The organism is Ectothiorhodospira sp. BSL-9 (assembly GCF_001632845.1).
Lineage (GTDB): Bacteria > Pseudomonadota > Gammaproteobacteria > Ectothiorhodospirales > Ectothiorhodospiraceae > Ectothiorhodospira.
On sequence record NZ_CP011994.1, the window covers coordinates 1552996 to 1574645 of the forward strand.

Below are 21650 nucleotides of genomic sequence, written 5' to 3' on the forward strand. Positions count from 1 at the left end.
CTGAGGATGAGGCCTGAGTGTAAGTGCTGCCTCAGGGCAGTACCACCCACGCCGACATCCCGGCACGCAACCGATGATCCTCCGGCGGATCAAAGGCCACCCATGCCTGGAAACTGCCCGGATCACCCTCCAGGGCCTCAAGCCCCACCTGCTGCACGCGCCCCTGGAATTCCTGATCCTCCACCCGCACGCGCACCTCGGTGCCCGGTTCCAGTTCGGTGGCCCGGCGGCTGGAGACCTCCAGGACCGCCACCATGGGTTGCACCACGGCCAGGGTGAGCAGGGGTTGCACCTGCAGGGTGTTCTGCACCACCTGGCCCGGTTGCACATGCCGGGTCACCACCAGGGCATCCATGGGGGCCTTCACCTGGCTGTATTCCAGGTCCAGCCGCGCCTGGGTGAGTTCCGCCCGGGCGCCCTGATGGGCCGCCTGGGCCATGGACTGGTCGATCTCCGCCAGGGCCAGTTCCCGGCTGGAGATCAGGGCGCGATCATGCATCTCCCGGGTGCGCTCATATTCCCGCTCCGCCTCCTCGCGAGCCAGCTTGAGCCGCTGCGCCTGGGCTCGGGCACGCTCCAGTTCAGCCTTGGGCGCGCGGTCATCCAGCATCACCAGCACATCCCCCTCGCCAACCCGATCACCGGGCTGAACCTTCACCTGCGTCACGATCCCCGACACCGGACTGCCCACCTCCATCCGCATCGACCAATCCAGCCGCGCTGGCGTCTCGTCGGCAAACCCTTCCTCGGCGAGGGCGGTCACCGGCATCAGCAACAGCGTGATCCACACGACCCAAAAGGGGACAGACACCTTTTCGCTTTTCGCGAAAAGGTGTCTGTCCCCTTTTGGGTCGCCCCCTTTTTGCTGCTTGCCCTGTTTGCCCATCTTCGGTATCTCCGGGTTCGAAAAAGGTGTCTGTCCCCTTTATTGCAGGGGGCTGAAGTCGGGTTGGCCGGTGAGGAGGGCCAGGCGTTCCCAGGCCAGGGCCAGCAGGAATTCGGTTTCGGTGGTGAGTAGCAGGGCCTCGGACTGGCGGGTCATGGCGTCGCCCAGGTCGGTGGCGACTTCCATCTCGTAGAGGCTGCGGCTGCGGTCCAGGTAGAGGTCCCGGTAGTCGGCATGCACCTGGGCCTGCTCCCGTCGGGTGGTCAGGTGCTGGATGCGTTGCCAGGTTTCCAGTATGTCCTGGCGCAGGGCGTATTCCGCCTCGGCCAGATGGGCTCGGGCCTCCTGGCGCCCGGCCTGTTCCCGGGCGGTGGCGGCATCCACGCGGCCGCCTGAATACAGGGGGATGTCCAGTACCAGACCCAGGGCCAGGGGGTTGCGATCCCCGCCGAACTCACGGTTCCACCAGCCGGCTTCCGCCTCGGCCTGCAGGGTGGGGCGGCCCTGGGCTCGCTGGGCGGCGACGCGCTGGCCGGCTGCCTCCACTTCCAGGCGCAGGGCTCGAATTTGTGGATTGTGCTGCTCAGCCGCTTTCCATAGGGATTCCAGATCCGGCAGGTCCCGGTCGTTGCCGGGCAGGCGTGGCTGGCGCAGGCGGTCGGGCACGTCGCCCGGATAGCCCAGGATCAGGGCCAGTTGCTGGCGCATGGCCCGGGTGCGTTGCAGGCTTTCAAGGCGCTGCATGCGGGCGGCCTGATAGCTGTTCTCCCGGGCCATCAGGTCAATCTCGGAGATCTGCTCCAGGCCGTGGCGCTCACGCAGACGGTTGAGTTCCACGAACTCCACTGCCATGGCCTCGTTGTCCCGGGCATAGGTGAGGTCAGCCAGCAGCACCTGGAAATAGCCGCGCATGATCTCCAGGCGGCGCTGGGCCTGGGTGTTGGTGAGCGCCAGGGTCTCGCCCCTCAGGGTGGTTTCGGCAGCGGCCTGCTGATGACGGCTGCGACCGAAGTCGTAAAGCGTCTTGCGGGCCTGGAGCAGGGCGCGGGAGTCGTCGTGGCGGTCGATGGGGGCAAGATCGTTGGGTTCGATCCAGCGGGGATTCAGTCGTAGCCCGATTTCCAGGTCATTGCGACTCTCGGCCAGGGCCCGGTCCGCCTCGGCCGCCCGTTGACGGGCCTCGCCCCGGGCCAGGCTGGGGTGGGTGGGGCTGGCATGCATCAGCGCATCCTCCAGGGTGAGGGGGCGAGGCAGTTCACGGGTCTGCGCGCTGGCCAGCGTGGGCAGCAACAGCCCGAGGCAGACCAGCGGGCCCAGGGCCCGGATCAGGCGATGAGGATGCATGGGGTGGATCCGGTTGCGGCTCAGCCGCCCCGGGCCTCCTGCTGGCGCTCACGGCGATAGCGGTTGAAGGGCTGGTCCTCGTAGTGCCCGCCTTCCACGTATTCGCCCAGCCAGAGGAATTCTTCCACGCTGGAGGTGGGGCCGGTGAGGCGGGCGATGGGTTCGCCGTCCAGGTTGAAGAACTGGAACACCGGGGTGGCCCGCACGCCATGCTCCTCAAAGGCCCAGGCCTGCTCGGTGGTGGTGTTGCCTTGGAAATCGGTGATCTCGATGGCGCCCTCCACATCCACCGAGAAGTTGGCGAAGTGGGCGTTGAAGTACTCCTGCACCTGGCGCTGATTGAGGATGTTGTCCTTCATGCGGTGGCAGAAGGGGCAGGCGTCCATCTCGAAGAAGATCAGGATGGCCTTCTTGCCTTCGTCCCGGGCCAGCTGCAGTTCCTCTTCGAAGTCTCCGAAGGTGGTCTGGAAGAAGTGTTCGTAGGGATCGCGCTCGTCGGCCATGGCCTGGCCGGCCAGAGGCAGGGCGAGGGCTAGGCTTAGCAGCAGGCTGATGAGCAGGGGCAGGCTGGGGTGGTCCGTTCTGGGGTGGCGGGTGCGCATGGCATATCTCCTGCGGTTCGATCCGTGAATGTCAATTTAATATATCCACGGGAGATATGGAAAGAAGTTTTTGTTGGGGTGGGCGGTCGTCGGACTTGTGCCCGCCGCATCCCCCTCATCCCCGGCCCTTCTCCCCCGAGGGGAGAAGGGAGTCATGCTCTCCAAGGGAAGAGAGTCCTGGACCCTAAGCCCACCAGGGGAGGAAGGGGCATGGATCCTGTGCCCCGCAGCGAAAGGTGATTGAAGCCCCTCTCCCGCTGGCGGGAGAGGGGTTGGGGTGAGGGTGGAGGCTTACCGATCCCGATCCTTCTCCGGCGGTTCCACCTCCGGCCTGTTCTCCTCCTCGCGCTCCCACTCGCCTTCGATGGTCTGCCCGCCCCCCGGCTGGCGCGGGTCGCCACCTGGTCCGGCCCCGGGGCGCGGTCCCTGACCTCGGTACTCCGTATACACGTTCTGGGCATGGGTGTGGGCCATGAATACGCCGCGGTTGATCAGGTAATTGGCCATCATGCGGCGACTGCCGGGGAGCAGGCAGGCAAAGCCCACCACGTCGGTGACAAACCCCGGGGTGAGCAGCAGGGCGCCGCCGACGATGAGGAAGAACCCTTCCACCAGTTCGGTGGCCGGGAGCTGCCCGCGATCCATGCTCTGCTGCACCCGGGTGAGGGTGGCCAGGCCCTGGCGGCGCAACAGCGCGGCGCCGAGCACGGCGGTGAGGACCACCAGCCCCACCGTGGCCCAGACGCCGATGATGCCCCCCACCTGGATCAGGACATAGATCTCCACCAGGGGGATGGTGAAAAAGAGGACGAGAAGAATCGGAAAGACAGGCATGACGTGGGGTTTCCGTTGGGTTTGGGTTGTTTATAACAGCGCCACGACGGGTGCGTAAACCGCGGCTCCTGGGCTTCCGGTCAACGGGGACGGATTAAAATTCGTCCCCTGGCGCACAAGCTGCGGCCCCTGGGCTTGCCGTGAATGGGGACGGACTGAAATCCGTCCGCTGTGAGATTTTGTCGATTGTTCCCCCTTGACATCCCCAAGTGCGTTACTATCATTGGCACTCACCGAGGGGGAGTGCTAACAAGCCCCCGGGACAGACACAAAAACCCGTCCAATCGATTTATCTGAGGAGTCAAGGCCCATGAATATCCGTCCGTTGCATGACCGGGTGATTATCAAGCGCATGGAAGAAGAGCGCACCAGCCCCGGTGGGATCGTGATCCCCGACAGTGCTGCCGAGAAGCCGATCCGCGGCGAAGTGATGGCCGTTGGCAATGGCAAGATCCTCGAGAACGGCGACGTCCGTGCCCTGGACCTGAAGGTGGGTGACAAGGTCATCTTCGGCAAGTACTCCGGCACCGAGGTCAAGGTGGACGGTCAGGATCTCCTCGTCATGCGCGAGGAAGACGTGATGGCCGTTGTCGAAGGCTGATCCGGTCAGCCCGCACCCCGAACAGAAACGTTTACAGAGGATCAAGCAAGTATGAGCGCAAAAGAAGTCCGTTTTGGTGATGACGCCCGCAATCGTATGGTCAGAGGCGTTAACGTCCTGGCCAATGCCGTCAAGGTGACCCTGGGCCCCAAGGGCCGTAACGTGGTCCTGGAGAAGTCCTTCGGTGCCCCCACCGTGACCAAGGACGGCGTGTCCGTGGCCAAGGAAATCGAGCTGGAAGACAAGTTCGAGAACATGGGCGCCCAGATGGTGAAGGAAGTCTCCTCGCAGACCTCCGACGTGGCCGGCGACGGCACCACCACCGCCACCGTGCTGGCCCAGGCCATCGTCCGTGAAGGCATGAAGGCCGTTACCGCCGGCATGAACCCCATGGACCTCAAGCGCGGTATCGACAAGGCCGTGATCGCTGCCGTGGCAGAGCTGGCCAAGCTGTCCAAGCCCTGCACCGACAACAAGGCCATCGCTCAGGTGGGCACCATCTCCGCCAACTCCGATGAGTCCGTGGGCGAGATCATCGCCGAGGCCATGGAGAAGGTGGGCAAGGAAGGCGTCATTACCGTGGAAGAAGGCTCCTCCCTGGAAAACCACCTGGACGTGGTGGAAGGCATGCAGTTCGACCGCGGCTACCTGTCCCCCTACTTCGTCAACAACCAGCAGAACATGTCCGCCGAGCTGGATGACTGCTTCGTGCTGCTGTGCGACAAGAAGATCTCCAACATCCGCGAACTGCTGCCCCTGCTGGAAGGCGTGGCCAAGTCCGGCAAGCCCCTGCTGATCATCGCCGAAGACATCGAAGGCGAAGCCCTGGCCACGCTGGTGGTGAACTCCATCCGCGGTATCGTCAAGGTGGCTGCCGTCAAGGCCCCGGGCTTTGGTGATCGTCGCAAGGCCATGCTGCAGGATATCGCCGTGCTCACCGGCGGTCAGGTCATCTCCGAAGAGGTGGGTCTGTCCCTGGAGAAGGCCACCGTGGACGACCTGGGTCAGGCCAAGCGCATCGTGGTCACCAAGGAAAACACCACCATCATCGACGGTGCCGGTCGCGAATCCGATATCAAGGATCGTGTCGACCAGGTCCGTGCCCAGATCGAAGAAGCCACCTCCGACTACGACAAGGAGAAGCTGCAGGAGCGGGTCGCCAAGCTGGCCGGCGGTGTGGCCGTGATCAAGGTGGGTGCTGCCACCGAAGTGGAAATGAAAGAGAAGAAGGCCCGCGTGGAAGACGCCCTGCACGCTACCCGTGCCGCGGTGGAAGAAGGCGTGGTGCCTGGCGGCGGTGTCGCCCTGGTACGTGCCCTGGAAGGCATGAAGGACCTCAAGGGTGCCAACCACGATCAGGATATGGGCATCAGCCTGGCCAAGCTGGCCATGGAAGAGCCCCTGCGCCAGATCGTTTACAACTGCGGTGAAGAACCGGCCGTGGTCATGAACAAGGTGCGTGAGCTCAAGGGCAACCAGGGCTACAATGCCACCACCGGCGAGTTCGGCGACATGATCGAGATGGGCATCCTGGACCCCACCAAGGTAACCCGTACTGCGCTGCAGAACGCGGGTTCCGTGGCCGCTCTGATCATCACCACCGAAGCCATGGTGGCCGAACTGCCCAAGAAGGACGAGCCTGCCATGGGCGGCGGCGACATGGGTGGCATGGGCGGTATGGGTGGCATGGGCATGATGTAATCGCCCGCGTCATCAACGCGTGAATCTGCCCTTGGCAGTCTGCAAAGCCCCGCCTTGTGCGGGGCTTTGTTGTTTTGTGGCGCGGCCCGGGGCACTACGCATCCGGGCCCCATATCTTGTATGGTGTTACAGACGTGAAGAGAGATAAGGAGAAAAGAATATGCAAAAAATGACCCTGACCTGTGGCGTTGGGCTGGCCACTGTGCTGATGTTTGCCAGCATTCCGGCCGCATCAGCCTCGACTGGTTACACGGTGGATCCCCGCGGCAATGTGGTGCGCGATGGCTCCGGTGATTGCGTGCACACGCCGCGTTGGGAACAGGATCTGGCCATCGAGGGCTGCCAGGGATACGTGGCGCCAGAGCCGGAACCCGAGCCGCGCGCCGAGCCGGAACCCGAGCCGGCCCCCGAGCCGGAGCCGCGCTACGAGACCATCACCCTGGGCTCGGAAGTGCTGTTCGCCTTTGATAAGTATGAGCTGTCCCCGGCTGCCACCACCGAACTGGACGCCGTTGCCCGCCGTATCATGGATGTGGGGGATGATCTGGAGCGCGTGATGATCGCCGGCCACACCGACAGCACCGGCTCCCGTTCCTATAATCAGACCCTGTCCCAGAATCGTGCCGATGCCGTCAAGGACTATCTGGTGGAGCAGGGCGTGCCCGCTGATGTGATGACCACGGTGGGTTATGGTCCCGATCGTCCGCTGGCCTATAACGACACCAAGGAAGGTCGTCAGGAGAACCGTCGCGTCGAGATCCGTATCGAGAAGACGGAACGGGTGAACTAAGGCCCGCCGGCCCTCACCCCAACACCCCCTCTCCCGCAAGCGGGAGAGGGGCTTCCTGCCCCCCCTTCTCATCTTCAGGGGGATTTACCCGAAACGCCGATCCGTCATAACCTGAGTACCCTGCTCAGTCACCGATCGGCCCATGTCCAATCCTTCGTCCTCCCAGAATACCTCTCCACTGACCCTGTCCATCGGCGGCATGAATTGCGCGTCCTGCGTGGGTCGCGTTGACGATGCCCTGCGCGCGGTGCCTGGCGTGGACCGGGTGAGTGTCAACCTGGCCACCGAAAAGGCCACCATCGAAAGCGATCACGACCTGCCCGACACCGGCGCCCTGCGCCAGGCGGTGGAGGATGCCGGCTATCAGGTGGAAACCGACACCCTGGTGCTGGATGTGCAGGGCATGAACTGCGGGGCCTGCTCCAGCCGCGTGCAACGGGTACTGGATCAGACGCCCGGTGTGGTGGAGGCAGCCGTGAACCTGGCCAATGGCCAGGCCCGGGTGACGGTGCTGACCGGTGCCATCACCGCCGCGGACCTGGCGGGCCGCGTCACCGACGCGGGCTATGAGAGCAAGCCTCTCGAGGCCGGCCCCGACCGGGAGGATCGGGAGCGGGCCAAACGCGCGGCGGAACTCACCGGCCTGCGCCGCGCCGTCATGCTGGCAGCCGCCCTGACCCTGCCCGTGGTGGTGCTGGACATGGGCGGGCACTTCATTCCCGCCTTTCACGAGGCGGTGCACGGGGCCGTGGGCACCCAGGCCGTGTATCTGTTGTTCTTCGTGCTGGCCACCGCCGTGCAGTTCGGCCCGGGGCTGCGTTTCTATCGCAAGGGCTGGCCGGCCCTGGTGCGCGGTGCCCCGGACATGAACTCCCTGGTGATGCTGGGCACCTCGGCGGCCTATGGCTACTCGGTGGTGGCCACCTTCCTGCCCGGGGTGCTGCCGGCGGAGTCGGTGCATGTGTATTACGAGGCCTCCATGGTGATCATCACCCTGGTGCTGGTGGGCCGCTTCCTGGAGGCCCGGGCCAAGGGCGCCACTTCCGAGGCCATCCGCAAGCTCATGGGACTCAAGCCCCGCGGCGCCCGGGTGTGGCGTGATGGGGCCTGGCAGGATGTGGACGTGGATCAGGTTCAGGTGGACGAGCGGGTTCAGGTCCGTCCCGGGGAGCGCATTCCGGTGGATGGTGAGGTGGTGGAGGGCCAATCCTGGGTGGATGAGTCCATGATCACCGGCGAACCCATCCCGGTGGACAAGCAGGCGGGTGGCGAGGTGGTGGGTGGCACCATCAACGGCCAGGGTTCCCTGACCGTTCGTGCCAGGCGTGTGGGCGCCGACACCGTGCTGGCGCAGATCATCCGCATGGTGGAGTCCGCCCAGGCCTCGCGCCTGCCCATCCAGGCCCTGGTGGACCACGTCACCCGCTACTTCGTGCCCATGGTCATCGGCGTGGCCCTGCTTACCTTCATTGTCTGGATGATCTTCGGCCCCGCCCCGGCCCTCACCCTGGCCCTGGTCAATGCCGTGGCGGTGCTGATCATCGCCTGCCCCTGCGCCATGGGACTGGCCACACCCACCTCCATCATGGTGGGCACCGGCAAGGGCGCGGAGATGGGGGTGCTGTTTCGCGGTGGCGATGCCCTGCAGGCCCTGCGGGACGTGGAAGTGGTGGCCATGGACAAGACCGGCACCCTCACCCGGGGGCGCCCGGAACTCACCGATGTGGTCACCCAGGGGGACCTGTCCCGGGAGCGGGTACTGGCCCTGGCCGGGGCCCTGGAGTCCCGTTCCGAGCATCCGGTGGCCCAGGCCATTGTGCGCGCCGCCCAGGCGTCGGATGCCAACGCAGGGGAACTGGACGTACAGGCCTTCGAAGCCATCCCCGGCAAGGGGGTGAGTGGGACGGTGGATGGTCAGGAGGTGCGTATCGGCTCCTGGCGTTATCTGGACGAGTCCGGTGTGGATGCCGATGCAGTCCGGGAGGCCGCCGAGTCGCTGGCGGAACAGGGCCGCACGCCGCTGCTGATGGCCGTGGACGGACAGCTGATGGCCCTGCTGGGTGTGGCCGATCCGCCCAAGGAATCGGCCCGGCGAACGGTTCAGCGCCTGCACGACCTGGGCCTGAAGGTGGTGATGATCACAGGGGACAACCGCCGTACCGCCGAGGCCGTGGCCCGGGATCTGGGCATCGATCAGGTGCTGGCGGAGGTGCTGCCCGATGGCAAGGCCGATGAGGTGGCCCGCCTGCGGGGGGAGGGCGGCACCCGGGTGGCCTTCGTGGGGGATGGCATCAACGATGCCCCGGCCCTGGCAGGGGCGGATGTGGGCATCGCCATTGGCTCGGGCACCGACGTGGCCATGGAATCAGCGGATGTGGTGCTCATGTCCGATGACCTGGGCAATGTGGTCAACGCCATCGCCCTGTCCCGGGCCACCCTGCGCAACATCAAGCAGAACCTCTTCTGGGCTTTTGCCTACAACGTCACCCTGCTGCCGGTGGCCGCCGGGGTGCTGTATCCCGTGTTCGGATTGCTGCTCTCGCCGGTGTTCGCGGCGGCCGCCATGTCCCTGTCTTCGGTGTCGGTGCTCAGCAATGCCCTGCGGCTCAAGCGATTCCATCCGGAAAAAATTTCATCGACGGCTTGACATGAAAATGAGAACGAGTATTATTTAACTCGTGTGTCGCTTTTCTCTTCTCTTCTCGCATGTTTAGGGGTCCGTCTGGACCCCTTTTTTTTGGGCTGCTGTCAGTGGCTCTCCAAGACGACGCCCTACCGGGACTTGCTCAGCTTGAGGCCCACCCTGATGATGCGGTCGCCCGAGACCTCCCGCACCACCAGTTCCACACCCGTCAGCTTCAAGCGGTCACCCACCACCGGCTGGGTGTTCAGGGAACGACGCAGGAACTCATCCAGGGTGAGCCCCCGCGCCTCCTCGGGCACGGCGATCCCGTAGGCCAGGGACAGATCATCCAGTCTGGCCACCCCGTTGAGCACGAACTCCCCGAAGAACTGGCGCTCCGACAGGCGTTCGGGGGCCTCGCTGGCCACGAACAGGCGGTCCAGGGCCTTCAGGTCATGGGGCGAGGCCATCAGATACAGATAATCCCCCGGCCGCAGATCCAGCATGTTCAGGGCGTCCAGCAGCACCTTGTCCCGCAGATGGGCCACGATACGCACGCTGCGGGGCAGGGTGAAGCTGGTCCACTTCTCCCGTACCACCGGCGTGGTCTCCATCAACCGGTAACCCACCAGTTCCAGTTCCTGCTGCCCGGGGATGTCCAGCTCCACCCGCTGCACCAGATGGTTGGTGGGGGGGACCTCCAGCTTGAACAGGCGGGCGAAGGTGGACACCGTCCAGCCCTGTACCAGCAGCGAGATCAGCACCACGAAGAAGACGATGTTGAACAGCATCTCCGCTTCGTCGATCCCGGCCAGGAAGGGGAACAGGGCCAGGATGATGGGCACGGCCCCGCGCAGCCCCACCCAGCCCACAAAGGCCTGCTCCCGCCAGGGGAAGCGAAACGGCAGCAGGCACAGCCACACGGCAATGGGGCGGGCCACCAGGATCAGTACGGCAGCGATGAGCAGGGCATCCACAGCCACCGGCACCAGCTCGGAGGGGGTGACCAGCAGCCCCAGCATCAGGAACATGCCGATCTGGGCGAGTTGGGCGATGCCATCATGAAAACGGTTGATGTACTGGGCCGCTTGCAGCGGCCGATTGCCCAGCAGCAGGCCCGCCAGGTAGATGGCCAGAAAGCCGCTGCCATCCATCACCGCCGCCACACCGAAGATGCTCAGGCCCCCGGCCATGGCCGCCAGCGGATACAGGCCCTGGGGGATCTCCAGGCGATTGATGAGCCAGGCCAGGCCCAGCCCGCCGGCCAGCCCCACCGCGGCCCCCAGCCCCATCTGCTTGACGAACTCCCAGAGCACCGTCAGGCCCATGTTGCCGTGATCGCCCACGATGACTTCGATGAAGGCAATGGTCAGGAAGATGGCCATGGGGTCGTTACTGCCGGACTCGATCTCCAGGGTGGCGCCCACCCGCTGCTTGAGTTCCAGCCCCCGGGAGTGGAGCAGGGAGAACACCGCCGCCGCGTCGGTGGAGCCGACGATGGCCCCCAGCAGCAGACCCACCATCCAGTTCAGCTCCAGCCACCAGGCGGCGAAGGCCCCGGTGAGTCCCGCCGTGATCATCACGCCGATGGTGGCCAGCCCCAGGGCTGGCCTCAGCCCCACCCGGAAGCTGGAGATGGGTGTGCGCATGCCGCCGTCGAAGAGGATGATGGCCAGGGCCAGGCTGCCGAACAGATGTGCGATCTGCACATCCTTGAATTCGATGCCTCCAGGGCCTTCCTCTCCCATAAGCATGCCGATGAGCAGGAACACCAGCAGCAAAGGCACACCCAGCCGCCGTGTGATGACGCCGGCCAGCACGCTGGCAAGCAGCACCAGGCTGCCCATGAGAATGATCTGGTTGGTGAGGTCCATGGTTAAACTCTATCAGGCCGATGTTCCATTACCTAACTGGGCAGAGCCTAACCGAGCAGGCTTTTCAGGTTGCTCAGGTGGGCCTTGCCGGTCAGCTTCACCTCCTCCGGGTCCGGTGGTTTGGCGTCGGGCCATTCCAGGAATTCTTCCGGCAACTCCTGCAGGAAGCGGCTGGGTTCGCAGTCCACGATCTCGCCATAACGGGTGCGGCGACAGGCATAGGTGAGGGTGAGACCCTTCTGGGCCCGGGTGATCCCCACGTAGGCCAGACGGCGCTCCTCCTCCAGGGTGTCCTCCTCCAGGCTCACCCGGTGGGGCAGCAGCTCTTCTTCCATGCCTACCAGGAACACATAGGGGAACTCCAGGCCCTTGGCCGCGTGCAGGGTCATCAGGTGCACCCCGTCCGCCTCGGCCTCGCCGCCGGCCCGGTCCAGGATGTCCATCAGCGTCATGTGTGCCACGATCTCGCCGATGTTCTTGCCTCCGGCGGCCCCCTCCCTGGACAGTCGGCCCATCCAGTCCAGCACCTCGTTCACGTTCTCCATGCGCCGGCTGGCGGCCTTGGGGTTGGCGCTCTGTTCCAGCAGCCAGTCCTCGTAGCGCATGTCTTCCACCAGGGCGCGGGCCACCCGGGCCGGATCGTCCTGGCCGGCCTTCATGCTGTGCTCCCGCAGCCAGTCGGCAAAGCCCTGCACACGGCCCACGGCGCGACTCGACAGCACCTCCGTCAGCCCCATCTCCTGGCTGGCGGTGAACAGGCTCACATGGCGTGATGAGGCATATTCCCCCAGCTTCTCCAGGGTGCCGGCGCCGATCTCCCGGCGCGGCACGTTGACGATGCGCAAAAAGGCGCTGTCATCATCCGGGTTGGACAGCAGGCGCAGATAGGCCAGCACATCCTTCACCTCGGCACGTTCGAAGAAGGACTGCCCGCCACTGACCTTGTAGGGGATGCTGTTCTCCCGCAGCAGCTTTTCGAACACCCGCGCCTGATGATTGCCCCGGTAGAGGATGGCGTAGTCCTTGTAGTCGGTGCGGTGCTTGAAGCGGTGCTTCATGATCTCCGAGACCACCCGGGTGGCCTCGTGCTCACCGTCCTTGCAGGGCAGGATGCGAATCGCCTCGCCCTTGCCCAGGCCACTCCACAGGCGCTTTTCGAACACGTGAGGGTTGTTGGCGATGAGTCGGTTGGCCGTTTGCAGGATCACGTTGGTGGAGCGGTAGTTCTGTTCCAGCTTGACGATCTTCAGGCGCGGGAAGTCCTCCTGCAGGGTGACCAGGTTCTCCGGGCGGGCGCCGCGCCAGGCATAGATGGACTGGTCATCATCGCCCACCGCCGTGAGGCCCCCTTCCACGTCCACCAGGAGCTTCACCAGGCGGTACTGACAGGCGTTGGTATCCTGATACTCGTCCACCAGCAGGTGCCGCAGGCGGTGGCGCCAGCGATCGCGCACCTCAAGGTTCTCCTCCATCAGTCGCACCGGCAGGATGATCAGGTCATCGAAATCCACGGCGTTGTAGGCCTTCAGGGCCCGCTGGTAGGCGGCATACAGGCGCGCCTGGCCGGCCTCCACCTCGTCGGCGGCATGGGAGAGGGCCGCCTCGGCGCTGATCAGATCGTTTTTCCAGCGACTGATGCGATGCCGCGCGGCCTCCACCTCCACGCCCTCGTCGTTGCGATGGGTGAGCTGCTTGAGCAGGGACAGGGCATCGGCGGCATCGAAGATGGTAAAACCGGGCCGGTAGCCCAGTTGACGGATCTCGCGGCGGATGAAGTCCAGCCCCAGGGTGTGAAAGGTGGAAACGGTCAGTCCGCGGCTCTCCTCCCGGGAGAGCAGCTTGCCCGCCCGTTCCTTCATCTCCCGGGCGGCCTTGTTGGTGAAGGTGATGGCGGCGATATGCCGCGGCGCCATGCCCTTGTCCCGGATGAGATGGGCGATCTTCTGGGTAATCACGCGGGTCTTGCCGCTACCGGCACCGGCCAGCACCAGCAGGGGGCCGTCCACATACTCGACGGCGGCACGTTGTTGCGGGTTGAGTGTGTCCATGGGGCGCCGGGGGCGAAGGGCAGGGGGCGTCGTATTGTACCTGCGAGGTCGGTCGGCTGACAGGCGTGGGTTGTCGTCGTTGCGTCGGTATCATCGATGATCCATGAATCCGATGATGCCCAAGGATCACTGCATGCACATCACCCCCCAGGGCTGGCTCCATCCCGCCACCCACACGCCCTCACCCAACCATGACCCCCGGCCGCCGGGTGTGGCCCCCGAACTGATCGTGATCCATGCCATCAGCCTGCCCCCCGGGCAGTTCGGGGGGCCGTGGATCGATCAGCTGTTCACCAACGCGCTGGACCCCGCCGAGCATCCCTATTTCGAGCAGATCCACACCCTCAGGGTGTCGGCCCATTTACTGGTGCGTCGGGATGGTGCGCTGGTGCAGTATGTCCCCTTTGACGAGCGGGCCTGGCATGCCGGGGTTTCACGTTTTGAAGGGCGCGAACGTTGCAATGATTTTTCCATTGGTATCGAACTGGAGGGTGCGGATGATTCTCCTTTTGCCGCGGTGCAGTATGAGCGCGCATCCCAGGTGATTGGTGTGCTGGAACAAGCTTATGAATCCTTGCGAGGCAGGCCCGTCGTCGGCCATTCGGACATCGCCCCCGGGCGCAAGACGGACCCTGGTCCATGCTTTGACTGGCAACGGTTTGAGGGGTGTCTGGGCAGGTCCTGTCAGAGGGGGTAAATCCAAGTTGTTTTCTTGGGTTTGTTGAGTTTCCCGGAACTGGATCAAGTGATCGGTATTTAGTAAACCCCCACGGGTGATTTTGGTATTGTTTGACCTTGCATGCGGGAATTCGAACAACGAAACTTTGCGTACCCTCTTAACCTTGGAAATCCACCATGTCTCTGATCACCATTCTCATCGCTGTCGTTGTAGAACGCCTGACCCATGCCATTGAGAACCTGCGACGCTTCACATGGTTGACGCGTGTGACCGGCATGATCCGGGCGCGCGCCGAGGGGTTTGGCCTGGGAGGCACCGCGGCCCTCGTGGTGACCCTGGCCGTGCCACTGGTCATCGTGGCCGTGATCTTCCATCTGGTGGGTGGCATGCTGGCCGGTATCGTGGGTCTGCTGCTGGGGCTGATCGTGCTGCTGTTCTGCCTGGGGCCACAGGACCTGAGCCGGCAGGTGGATGCCTATCTGGAAGCCGGGGCCATGAAGGATGAGGACCGGGAGATGAAGCACGCCCGTGAGCTGCTGGGTGAAGACAACGTACCCGGCGATGCCGCAGAACGCTCCAGCGCCGTGCTGCAAAAGGCCCTGTCCGAGAGCAATCCGCGACTGTTTGCCGTGCTGTTCTGGTTCGTGATCCTGGGCCCCCTGGGTGCCGTGCTCTATCGTCTCTCTCACCTGATGCAGGCCCCCATGGCGCAGGAGAAGCCGGCAGCGGCCGCCGAAGGCGAGCAGGGCAAGGCAGGTGAGGACAAGCCCCAGGCCGAGCCCACGGAAGACGGCTTCCGGCAGGCAGCGGTGCGCCTGGTGGCCCTGCTGGACTGGATTCCGGCCCGTCTGGTGGCCCTGGGTTATGCTCTCACCGGCACCTTTGACCGGGCCTTCCCCGTGCTGCGCAGCAACTTTACCGGCCCGCTGGCTGGCATGGCCGAGCAGAACGAACGTCTGCTGCGCGACGCCGGTTCCGAGGCGGTGCAGTTGGACGATGTGGACATGAAGGACCCCCTGGAAGCCCGCTCCGCAGTGGAACGCGCCTCCAACCTGGTGTTCCGCACCCTGATCGCCTTCGTGGCCGTGCTGGCCCTGCTGACCATCGTTGGTCTGGCCTGATAGGTGTTGAATGATCTGCATTGATCTGCTGCGTCATGGCGAACCCACCGGCGGCCTGCGTTACCGGGGCAGCGGGGTGGACGACCCCCTCAGCCAGGAGGGCTGGCGGCAGATGTGGGAGGCGGTGGGCGGCAAGGCCAATCCCGGCGGCCCCTGGGATCGCCTGGTCAGCTCGCCCATGGCCCGCTGCCAGGGCTTTGCCGAGCAACTGGCGCAGCGCCTGGGTCTGCCAATGGCCGTCGAACCCGCCCTCAGGGAGGTGGGGTTCGGGGCCTGGGAGGGGCGCAGTCACGAGGACCTCAAGCTTAATAGCCTGGATGAGTACCTGGCCTTCTTTCAGGACCCTTTGAAACACAGGCCCCAGGGGGCTGAGCCCCTTGGGGAGTTCCGCGGGCGTGTGTCCGACGCCCTGGCGCGGGTGGAAACCCGTTACCGCGGTCAGCACGTGCTTCTGGTGACCCACGCCGGCGTGATCCGTGCCGGCATCTGCGCAGCCCTGGATGTGCCCCTGGAGGCCATGTACCGCATCAAGGTGCCCTATGCGGGCCTGACCCGCCTGCGCCGGGATGAGCGGGGATTGATGCTGGAATTCGTGAATCGCACCCGGGTGTCGTGAAGGGCCGGTCTCCCTTGGCCGTGTTAACCTTCTGGTCTTTCACACTTTCAGGGGATCTTCATGAGTCCATTTCTCAAGACTGCCATTGATGCCGCCCTCAAGGCCCAGGGCGTGATCCAGCGCCATTATCGTCAGGGTGTGGAGGTGGAGCTCAAGCCGGACCAGACGCCGGTGACCATCGCCGACCTGGAGTCGGAGCAGGCCATCAAATCCGTCCTCTTCGGTGCCTTCCCCGATCATGGTACCTATGGGGAAGAGACCGGCCAGGAGCGCATGGACTCGGAATATCTCTGGTTGATCGACCCCATCGACGGCACCAAGAGCTTTGTGCGTCGTTATCCCTTCTTCTCCACCCAGATCGCCCTGCGTCATGGCGGCGAGCTGGTGCTGGGTGTATCCAATGCCCCGGAATTCGAGGAGATGGCCTATGCGGCCAAGGGGGAGGGGGCCTTTCTGGGGGAAAAGCCCATACGGGTGAGCAACGTCACCACCCTGGAGGACGCCACCCTGTCCCTGGGTAATATCAAGACGCTGGCGGGCGGGCCTGGCTGGCAGGGATTGTCCGGCATCGTGCAGCGGGTGAACCGTACCCGGGGCTATGGGGATTTTTACCACTACCACCTGCTGGCCTCGGGTCGTATCGACCTGGTGGTGGAGTCGGATGTGAACATCCTGGACATCGCCGCGCTGGCCGTGGTGGTGCGCGAGGCCGGGGGTGTGTTCACTGATCTTGAGGGGCAGCCACTCACCCTGGAAACCACCAGTGTACTGGCTGCGGCCACACCGGAACTCCATGCCATTGCCCTGGAGATGCTGAATCGCCAGGCTTGAATTGCAGGCCTGAATTGCCGGGCCAGGCCGGCGCTTCCAAGGCCGTTAAGGCACCGGCTTCCAGATCCCGTCCACCAGGCCCTCGGCCGGTTGAAAGCGGATCTTGTAGGCCATTTTGGGTGTCTGCGCGTTCCAGAAACCCAGGTAGACATAGGGCAGCCCCATGCGTCGGGCTGCCTGCACCTGCCAGAGGATGGCCAGGGTGCCCAGGCTGCGGCTGGCAAGATCCGGGTCGAAATAGGTGTACACCGCTGATAACCCGACGGGCACCTGATCCGTGACCGCCACGCCCACCAGTTGCTCGCCCAGACGAAATTCCACCAGCGAGGTCGAGCACCAGTGGCTGGCCACGAAGCCCCAGTAGCTCTCCGGTGAGGGGTCATCCATGCCCCCTCCATGATGACGGGTATTCACGTAGCGCTCGTATAGCCGGAAATGCTCCAGGTCGAAGGCCGGTGAGCGGATCTGCACGGTGATGTCCTGATTGCGTGAGGCCACCCGGCGCTGATTGCGATCCGGGCGGAATCGATCCACGGGCAGACGCACCGGAATGCAGGCATGACAGCCCCGGCACTGATGGCGATACACATGATTGCCGCTGCGACGAAAACCCAGTTCGATCAACCCCCCATACAAGGCCGGATCCATGGGCTGATGAGGATCGGCAAACACGCTCACCATGTCCCGATCCCCCAGGTAGGGACATACATCGGGAACGGTGGCGTAAAAGATCAGGGATTCCTTCCGGCGCACATGCACTTTCCGGTGTTTCCTTTGGCGTCAAAAAAAGGGCCGCAATGGTGTGCGGCCCGCAAGTGTGAGGATGGAGAACCCGCAAATCAGTCAGGTATATGGCCCGGAGGCAGGAGACCCAGAACATGCCTCGCGAACCATGTTACAAGCGTAGGACAGCGCCCTGTTGAAAACTGTGACCTGGATCAGGTGAAAGCCCCGCATGGCGCGGGTTTGCGGAGTGTAAAAATCCATTTATTCAAACATGTTATGATATGCGGCTATCTGTGAAGCAACGGGACTGATTTTTATGAATTCCGACCGACTTAGAAAGCTTGAGCAAGAGATCGAACGCCGCATCATGATCCTGGATGGTGGTATGGGTACCACCATTCAAAACTATGGCCTGCAAGAGGCCGACTACCGCGGTGAGCGTTTCGCTGACTGGCCCTGCGACGTCAAGGGCAACAACGATCTGCTGGTTCTGACTCAGCCCAAGATCATTCGGGAAGTTCATGAAAAATTCCTCGAAGCCGGCGCTGACATCATCGAGGCCAACACCTTCAATGCCACCCGCATTGCCATGGCCGACTACGAGATGGAAGACCTGGTGCCGGAGATCAACCGCGAAGCGGTGCGTCTGGCACGCGAAGCGGCGGATGCCTGGACGGAAAAGACCCCGGACCGCCCCCGCTTCGTGGCCGGTATCCTCGGCCCCACCAACCGCACCGCCAGCATCTCCCCGGATGTGAACGACCCGGGCAAGCGCAACACCCATTTCGACGCCCTGGTGGAAGCCTACAAGGAAGCCGCCAACAACATGATCGACGGCGGCGTGGACATCCTGCTGATCGAAACCGTCTTCGACACCCTGAACGCCAAGGCGGCGGTGTTTGCCGTGGAAACCGTCTTTGACGATCGTGGCGAGCGCTGGCCGGTGATGATCTCCGGCACCATTACCGATGCCTCCGGCCGCACCCTCACCGGTCAGACCACCGAGGCCTTCTGGAACTCCCTGCGCCACGCCCAGCCCTTCTCCGTGGGCCTGAACTGCGCCCTGGGGCCCAAGGACATGCGTCCCTACGTGGAAGAGCTCTCCCGTATCGCCGACACCCGCGTCTCGGCCCACCCCAACGCCGGTCTGCCCAACGAATTCGGTGGCTACGACGAGACCCCCGAGCAGGTGGCCGAAGAAGTGGCACGCTGGGCCAAGGAAGGGCATCTGAACATCGTCGGCGGCTGCTGTGGTACCCAGCCCGACCACATCCGTGCCATCCGCGAGGCCGTGAAGGAATACGAGCCACGCCAGATCCCCGACATCCCGCCGGCTTGCCGTCTGTCCGGTCTTGAGCCCTTCAACATCGACCCCGACACCCTGTTCGTGAACGTGGGTGAGCGCACCAACGTCACCGGCAGCGCCCGCTTCAAGCGCCTGATCAAGGACGGCGACTTCGAAACCGCCCTGGAAGTGGCCGCCGAGCAGGTGCAGAACGGCGCCCAGATCATCGACGTGAACATGGACGAAGGCATGCTGGACGCCATGGAAGTGATGCCACGCTTCCTGAACCTGGCCGCCGCCGAGCCGGACATCTCCCGGGTGCCGGTGATGATCGACTCCTCCAAGTGGGAAGTGATCGAGGCCGGCCTCAAGTGCATCCAGGGCAAGGGCATCGTCAACTCCATCTCGCTCAAGGAAGGCGAAGAGAATTTCATCTATCAGGCGAAGATGCTGCGCCGCTACGGTGCCGCCGTGGTGATCATGGCCTTTGATGAGGAAGGCCAGGCCGACACCCAGGCACGCAAGGTGGAGATTTGCCAGCGGGCCTACAAGATCCTCACCGAACAGGTGGGCTTCCCGGCCGAGGACATCATCTTCGACCCCAACATCTTCGCCATTGCCACCGGCATCGAGGAGCACAACAACTACGGCGTGGACTTCATCGAGGCCACCCGCGAGATCAAGAACACCCTGCCGCATGCCCTGGTGTCCGGCGGTGTGTCCAACGTCTCGTTCTCCTTCCGGGGCAACAACCCGGTGCGCGAGGCCATCCACGCCGTGTTCCTGTATCACGCCATCAAGGCGGGCATGGACATGGGCATCGTCAACGCCAGCCAGCTGGCGGTGTATGACGAGATTCCCGAGAAGCTGCGCGACGCCGTGGAAGACGTGGTCCTCAACCGCCGCGACGACGCCACCGAGCGCCTGCTGGACATGGCCGAGGAATTCCGTGGCAGTGGCGCCGAGGCCAAGAAGGAAGACCTGTCCTGGCGTGAACTGCCCGTGGCCGAGCGCCTCCGGCACGCCCTGGTCAAGGGCATCGACGCCTACGTGGTGGAAGACGTGGAAGAGGCCCGTCAGACCTTTGATCGCCCCATCCATGTGATCGAAGGGCCGCTGATGGATGGCATGAACGTGGTCGGCGACCTGTTCGGTGCCGGCAAGATGTTCCTGCCCCAGGTGGTGAAGTCCGCCCGCGTCATGAAGAAGGGCGTGGCCCATCTGATCCCCTACATCGAGGCCGAGAAGACCGACGACTCGAAGAACAATGGCCGCATCCTCATGGCCACGGTGAAGGGCGACGTGCACGACATCGGCAAGAACATCGTCGGCGTGGTGCTCCAGTGCAACAACTTCGAGGTCATCGACATCGGCGTGATGGTGCCGGGCCAGAAGATCCTGGAGGCCGCCCAGGAGCACAAGGTGGACGTGATTGGCCTGTCCGGCCTGATCACCCCCTCCCTGGAAGAGATGTCCAACTTCGCCGCCGAACTGCAGCGCGTGGGCCTGAAGACCCCGCTCATGGTGGGCGGCGCCACCACCTCCCGTGCCCATACCGCGGTGAAGATCTCGCCCCAGTACGAAGGCCCCACCGTCTGGGTGAAGGATGCCTCCCGCGCCGTGGGCGTGGCCCAGAGCCTGGTGAGCCCGGAATTGCGCGGCCCCTATGCCGAGAAGATCTCCAAGGAATACGCCGAGGTGCGCGAGCAGCACGGCGCCCGTCAGAAGAAGCAGGACTGGCTCAAGCTGGACGAGGCCCGGGCCAACAAGACCCCCATCGACTGGTCCGGCTACACCCCGCCGCGCCCGGCGGTGCTGGATGGCGACACCGGCATGGACAAGGGCGGTCCGGCCCCGAAGATCCTGCGCACCGAAGGCCAGGACAGCGTACTGCTGCGCTTCGAGGACTACCCGCTGGACAGACTGGTGGACTACATCGACTGGACCCCGTTCTTCCGCGCCTGGGACCTGCACGCCGCCTATCCGCGCATCCTGGATGACGAAGTGGTCGGCGAGGAGGCCCGCAAATTGTTCGACGACGCCAAGCCCATGCTGCAGCAGATCATCGACGGGGGCTGGCTCAAGGCCAGTGGCGTCGTGGGCTTCTTCCGCGCCAACACCGTGGACGAGGACGACATCCAGCTGTTCAAGGACGAAGCCGGCACCGAGGAGCTGATGCGCCTGCACAACGTGCGTCAGCAGACCCGCAAGCCGCGCCAGGCCCCCAACATGTGCCTGGCCGACTTCCTGGCCCCCAGGGACACCGGCCTGAACGACTACCTGGGTGCCTTCGCGGTCACCACCGGCGGCGACATCGACCAGCACGTGGAACGCTTCGAGAAGGACAACGACGACTACTCCGCCATCATGCTCAAGGCCCTGGCCGACCGTCTGGCAGAAGCCTTCGCCGAGCACATGCACGAACGGGTGCGCCGTGAGTTCTGGGGCTACGCAGCGGATGAAGGCCTGAGCAACGAAGAGCTCATCAAGGAGAAATACCAGGGCATCCGCCCGGCACCCGGCTACCCGGCCTGCCCGGAGCACACCGAGAAGGGCCTGCTGTGGGAGCTGATCGACCCGGTGGAAAATGCCGGCATGACCCTCACCGACAGCTATGCCATGGACCCGGCCTCGTCCGTGTCCGGCTTTTACTTCTCGCACCCGGAATCACGCTACTTTGGCGTGGGCAAGCTCAACCGGGACCAGGTGGAAGACTACGCCAAGCGCAAGGGCATGGACCTGGACGACGCCCAGCGCTGGCTGGCGCCGAACCTGGGTTACGATCCGGACTGATCGCGCCCTCACCCCCGGCCCCTCTCCCCGAGGGGAGAGGGGAGAAACTAACTGGCTTCGGGGGCAATGAAGCAGGCCCTGGGGTGGGTGTGACCTGCGCCGGGTGTCGACCGCAGGGATGCGGTCGTCAAGCCTACAGGGACGTATTCACGGCGTCCCGGCGCGGGTCACACCCACCCCAGGGCCGTCCCGCAAGCCCCCGCCCAAAGCCCACTGCCTGTCTGTCCAGCAAGCTCTCCGTCCCATCTCAGGGGCGGCCTCGCAAGCCCCCTGTCAACTGCATTTTCCGCTATCCT

General features: G+C 64.3%; 16 protein-coding genes. 9 read left to right on the forward strand and 7 right to left on the reverse strand.

The features are described from left to right. Positions 1–31: 31 nt before the first annotated feature. The 4 genes from ECTOBSL9_RS07330 to ECTOBSL9_RS07345 form a co-directional block, all read right to left on the reverse strand. Positions 32–811 (reverse strand): efflux RND transporter periplasmic adaptor subunit, encoded by a 780-nt coding sequence (locus ECTOBSL9_RS07330; protein WP_240481084.1) that lies wholly within the window; start codon positions 809–811, stop codon positions 32–34. A 114-nt stretch (positions 812–925) separates the two neighbouring features. Beyond that, the gene (locus ECTOBSL9_RS07335) at positions 926–2230 is read right to left on the reverse strand and encodes a TolC family protein (RefSeq protein ID WP_168161547.1); all 1305 of its coding nucleotides are present in this window, start codon (positions 2228–2230) and stop codon (positions 926–928) included. 20 nt (positions 2231–2250) lie between these two features. Next, entirely contained in the window at positions 2251–2832 is a 582-nt protein-coding gene (locus tag ECTOBSL9_RS07340; RefSeq protein ID WP_063464515.1) for a thioredoxin family protein, read from the reverse strand. 291 nt (positions 2833–3123) lie between these two features. After that, on the reverse strand, positions 3124–3666 hold the full coding sequence (locus tag ECTOBSL9_RS07345; protein WP_063464516.1) for an FxsA family protein: 543 nt from the start codon (positions 3664–3666) through the stop codon (positions 3124–3126). A 310-nt stretch (positions 3667–3976) separates the two neighbouring features. Here ECTOBSL9_RS07345 and groES point away from each other — a divergent pair, with 310 nt between their 5' ends. The 4 genes from groES (at position 3977) to ECTOBSL9_RS07365 (ending at position 9405) form a co-directional block, all read left to right on the forward strand. Further along, positions 3977–4267, forward strand: coding sequence for a co-chaperone GroES (gene groES, locus ECTOBSL9_RS07350; RefSeq protein ID WP_025281475.1), 291 nt, complete (start codon positions 3977–3979; stop codon positions 4265–4267). A 51-nt stretch (positions 4268–4318) separates the two neighbouring features. Next, complete coding sequence (gene groL / locus ECTOBSL9_RS07355; RefSeq protein WP_063464517.1) at positions 4319–5968, forward strand: chaperonin GroEL; 1650 nt, start codon at positions 4319–4321, stop codon at positions 5966–5968. Positions 5969–6128: 160 nt separating this feature from the next. Then, positions 6129–6758 carry an OmpA family protein gene (locus ECTOBSL9_RS07360; protein ID WP_063464518.1) on the forward strand — a complete coding sequence of 210 codons (630 nt, stop codon included), beginning with the start codon at positions 6129–6131 and terminating at the stop codon, positions 6756–6758. A 142-nt stretch (positions 6759–6900) separates the two neighbouring features. Beyond that, positions 6901–9405, forward strand: a complete 2505-nt coding sequence (locus ECTOBSL9_RS07365) for a heavy metal translocating P-type ATPase (protein ID WP_082829805.1) — start codon at positions 6901–6903, stop codon at positions 9403–9405. Between the two features lie 125 nt (positions 9406–9530). Here ECTOBSL9_RS07365 and ECTOBSL9_RS07370 read toward each other — a convergent pair whose 3' ends face one another. Further along, a complete protein-coding gene (locus ECTOBSL9_RS07370; protein ID WP_063464519.1) occupies positions 9531–11255 on the reverse strand; it encodes a potassium/proton antiporter in 1725 nt (574 codons plus the stop codon). A gap of 47 nt (positions 11256–11302) precedes the next feature. Further along, the gene (rep, locus tag ECTOBSL9_RS07375; RefSeq protein ID WP_063464520.1) at positions 11303–13303 is read right to left on the reverse strand and encodes a DNA helicase Rep; all 2001 of its coding nucleotides are present in this window, start codon (positions 13301–13303) and stop codon (positions 11303–11305) included. A 133-nt stretch (positions 13304–13436) separates the two neighbouring features. Between rep and ampD the strand changes: the two genes are divergently transcribed. The 4 genes from ampD to ECTOBSL9_RS07395 all read left to right on the forward strand — a co-directional run bounded on the left by ampD (position 13437) and on the right by ECTOBSL9_RS07395 (position 16550). After that, entirely contained in the window at positions 13437–14000 is a 564-nt protein-coding gene (gene ampD, locus ECTOBSL9_RS07380) for a 1,6-anhydro-N-acetylmuramyl-L-alanine amidase AmpD (protein ID WP_063466069.1), read from the forward strand. 158 nt (positions 14001–14158) lie between these two features. Then, positions 14159–15103, forward strand: a complete 945-nt coding sequence (gene ampE / locus ECTOBSL9_RS07385; RefSeq protein WP_063464521.1) for a regulatory signaling modulator protein AmpE — start codon at positions 14159–14161, stop codon at positions 15101–15103. Positions 15104–15113: 10 nt separating this feature from the next. Further along, positions 15114–15719 carry a histidine phosphatase family protein gene (locus ECTOBSL9_RS07390; protein WP_371259008.1) on the forward strand — a complete coding sequence of 202 codons (606 nt, stop codon included), beginning with the start codon at positions 15114–15116 and terminating at the stop codon, positions 15717–15719. A gap of 60 nt (positions 15720–15779) precedes the next feature. Then, positions 15780–16550 carry an inositol monophosphatase family protein gene (locus ECTOBSL9_RS07395; RefSeq protein WP_063464522.1) on the forward strand — a complete coding sequence of 257 codons (771 nt, stop codon included), beginning with the start codon at positions 15780–15782 and terminating at the stop codon, positions 16548–16550. Positions 16551–16595: 45 nt separating this feature from the next. Here the strand turns inward: ECTOBSL9_RS07395 and ECTOBSL9_RS07400 are convergent, their stop codons facing one another. Then, positions 16596–17303, reverse strand: coding sequence for an arginyltransferase (locus tag ECTOBSL9_RS07400; RefSeq protein ID WP_063466071.1), 708 nt, complete (start codon positions 17301–17303; stop codon positions 16596–16598). A gap of 289 nt (positions 17304–17592) precedes the next feature. Between ECTOBSL9_RS07400 and metH the strand changes: the two genes are divergently transcribed. Beyond that, positions 17593–21354, forward strand: a complete 3762-nt coding sequence (gene metH, locus ECTOBSL9_RS07405) for a methionine synthase (RefSeq protein ID WP_063464523.1) — start codon at positions 17593–17595, stop codon at positions 21352–21354. Positions 21355–21650 lie beyond the last annotated feature (296 nt).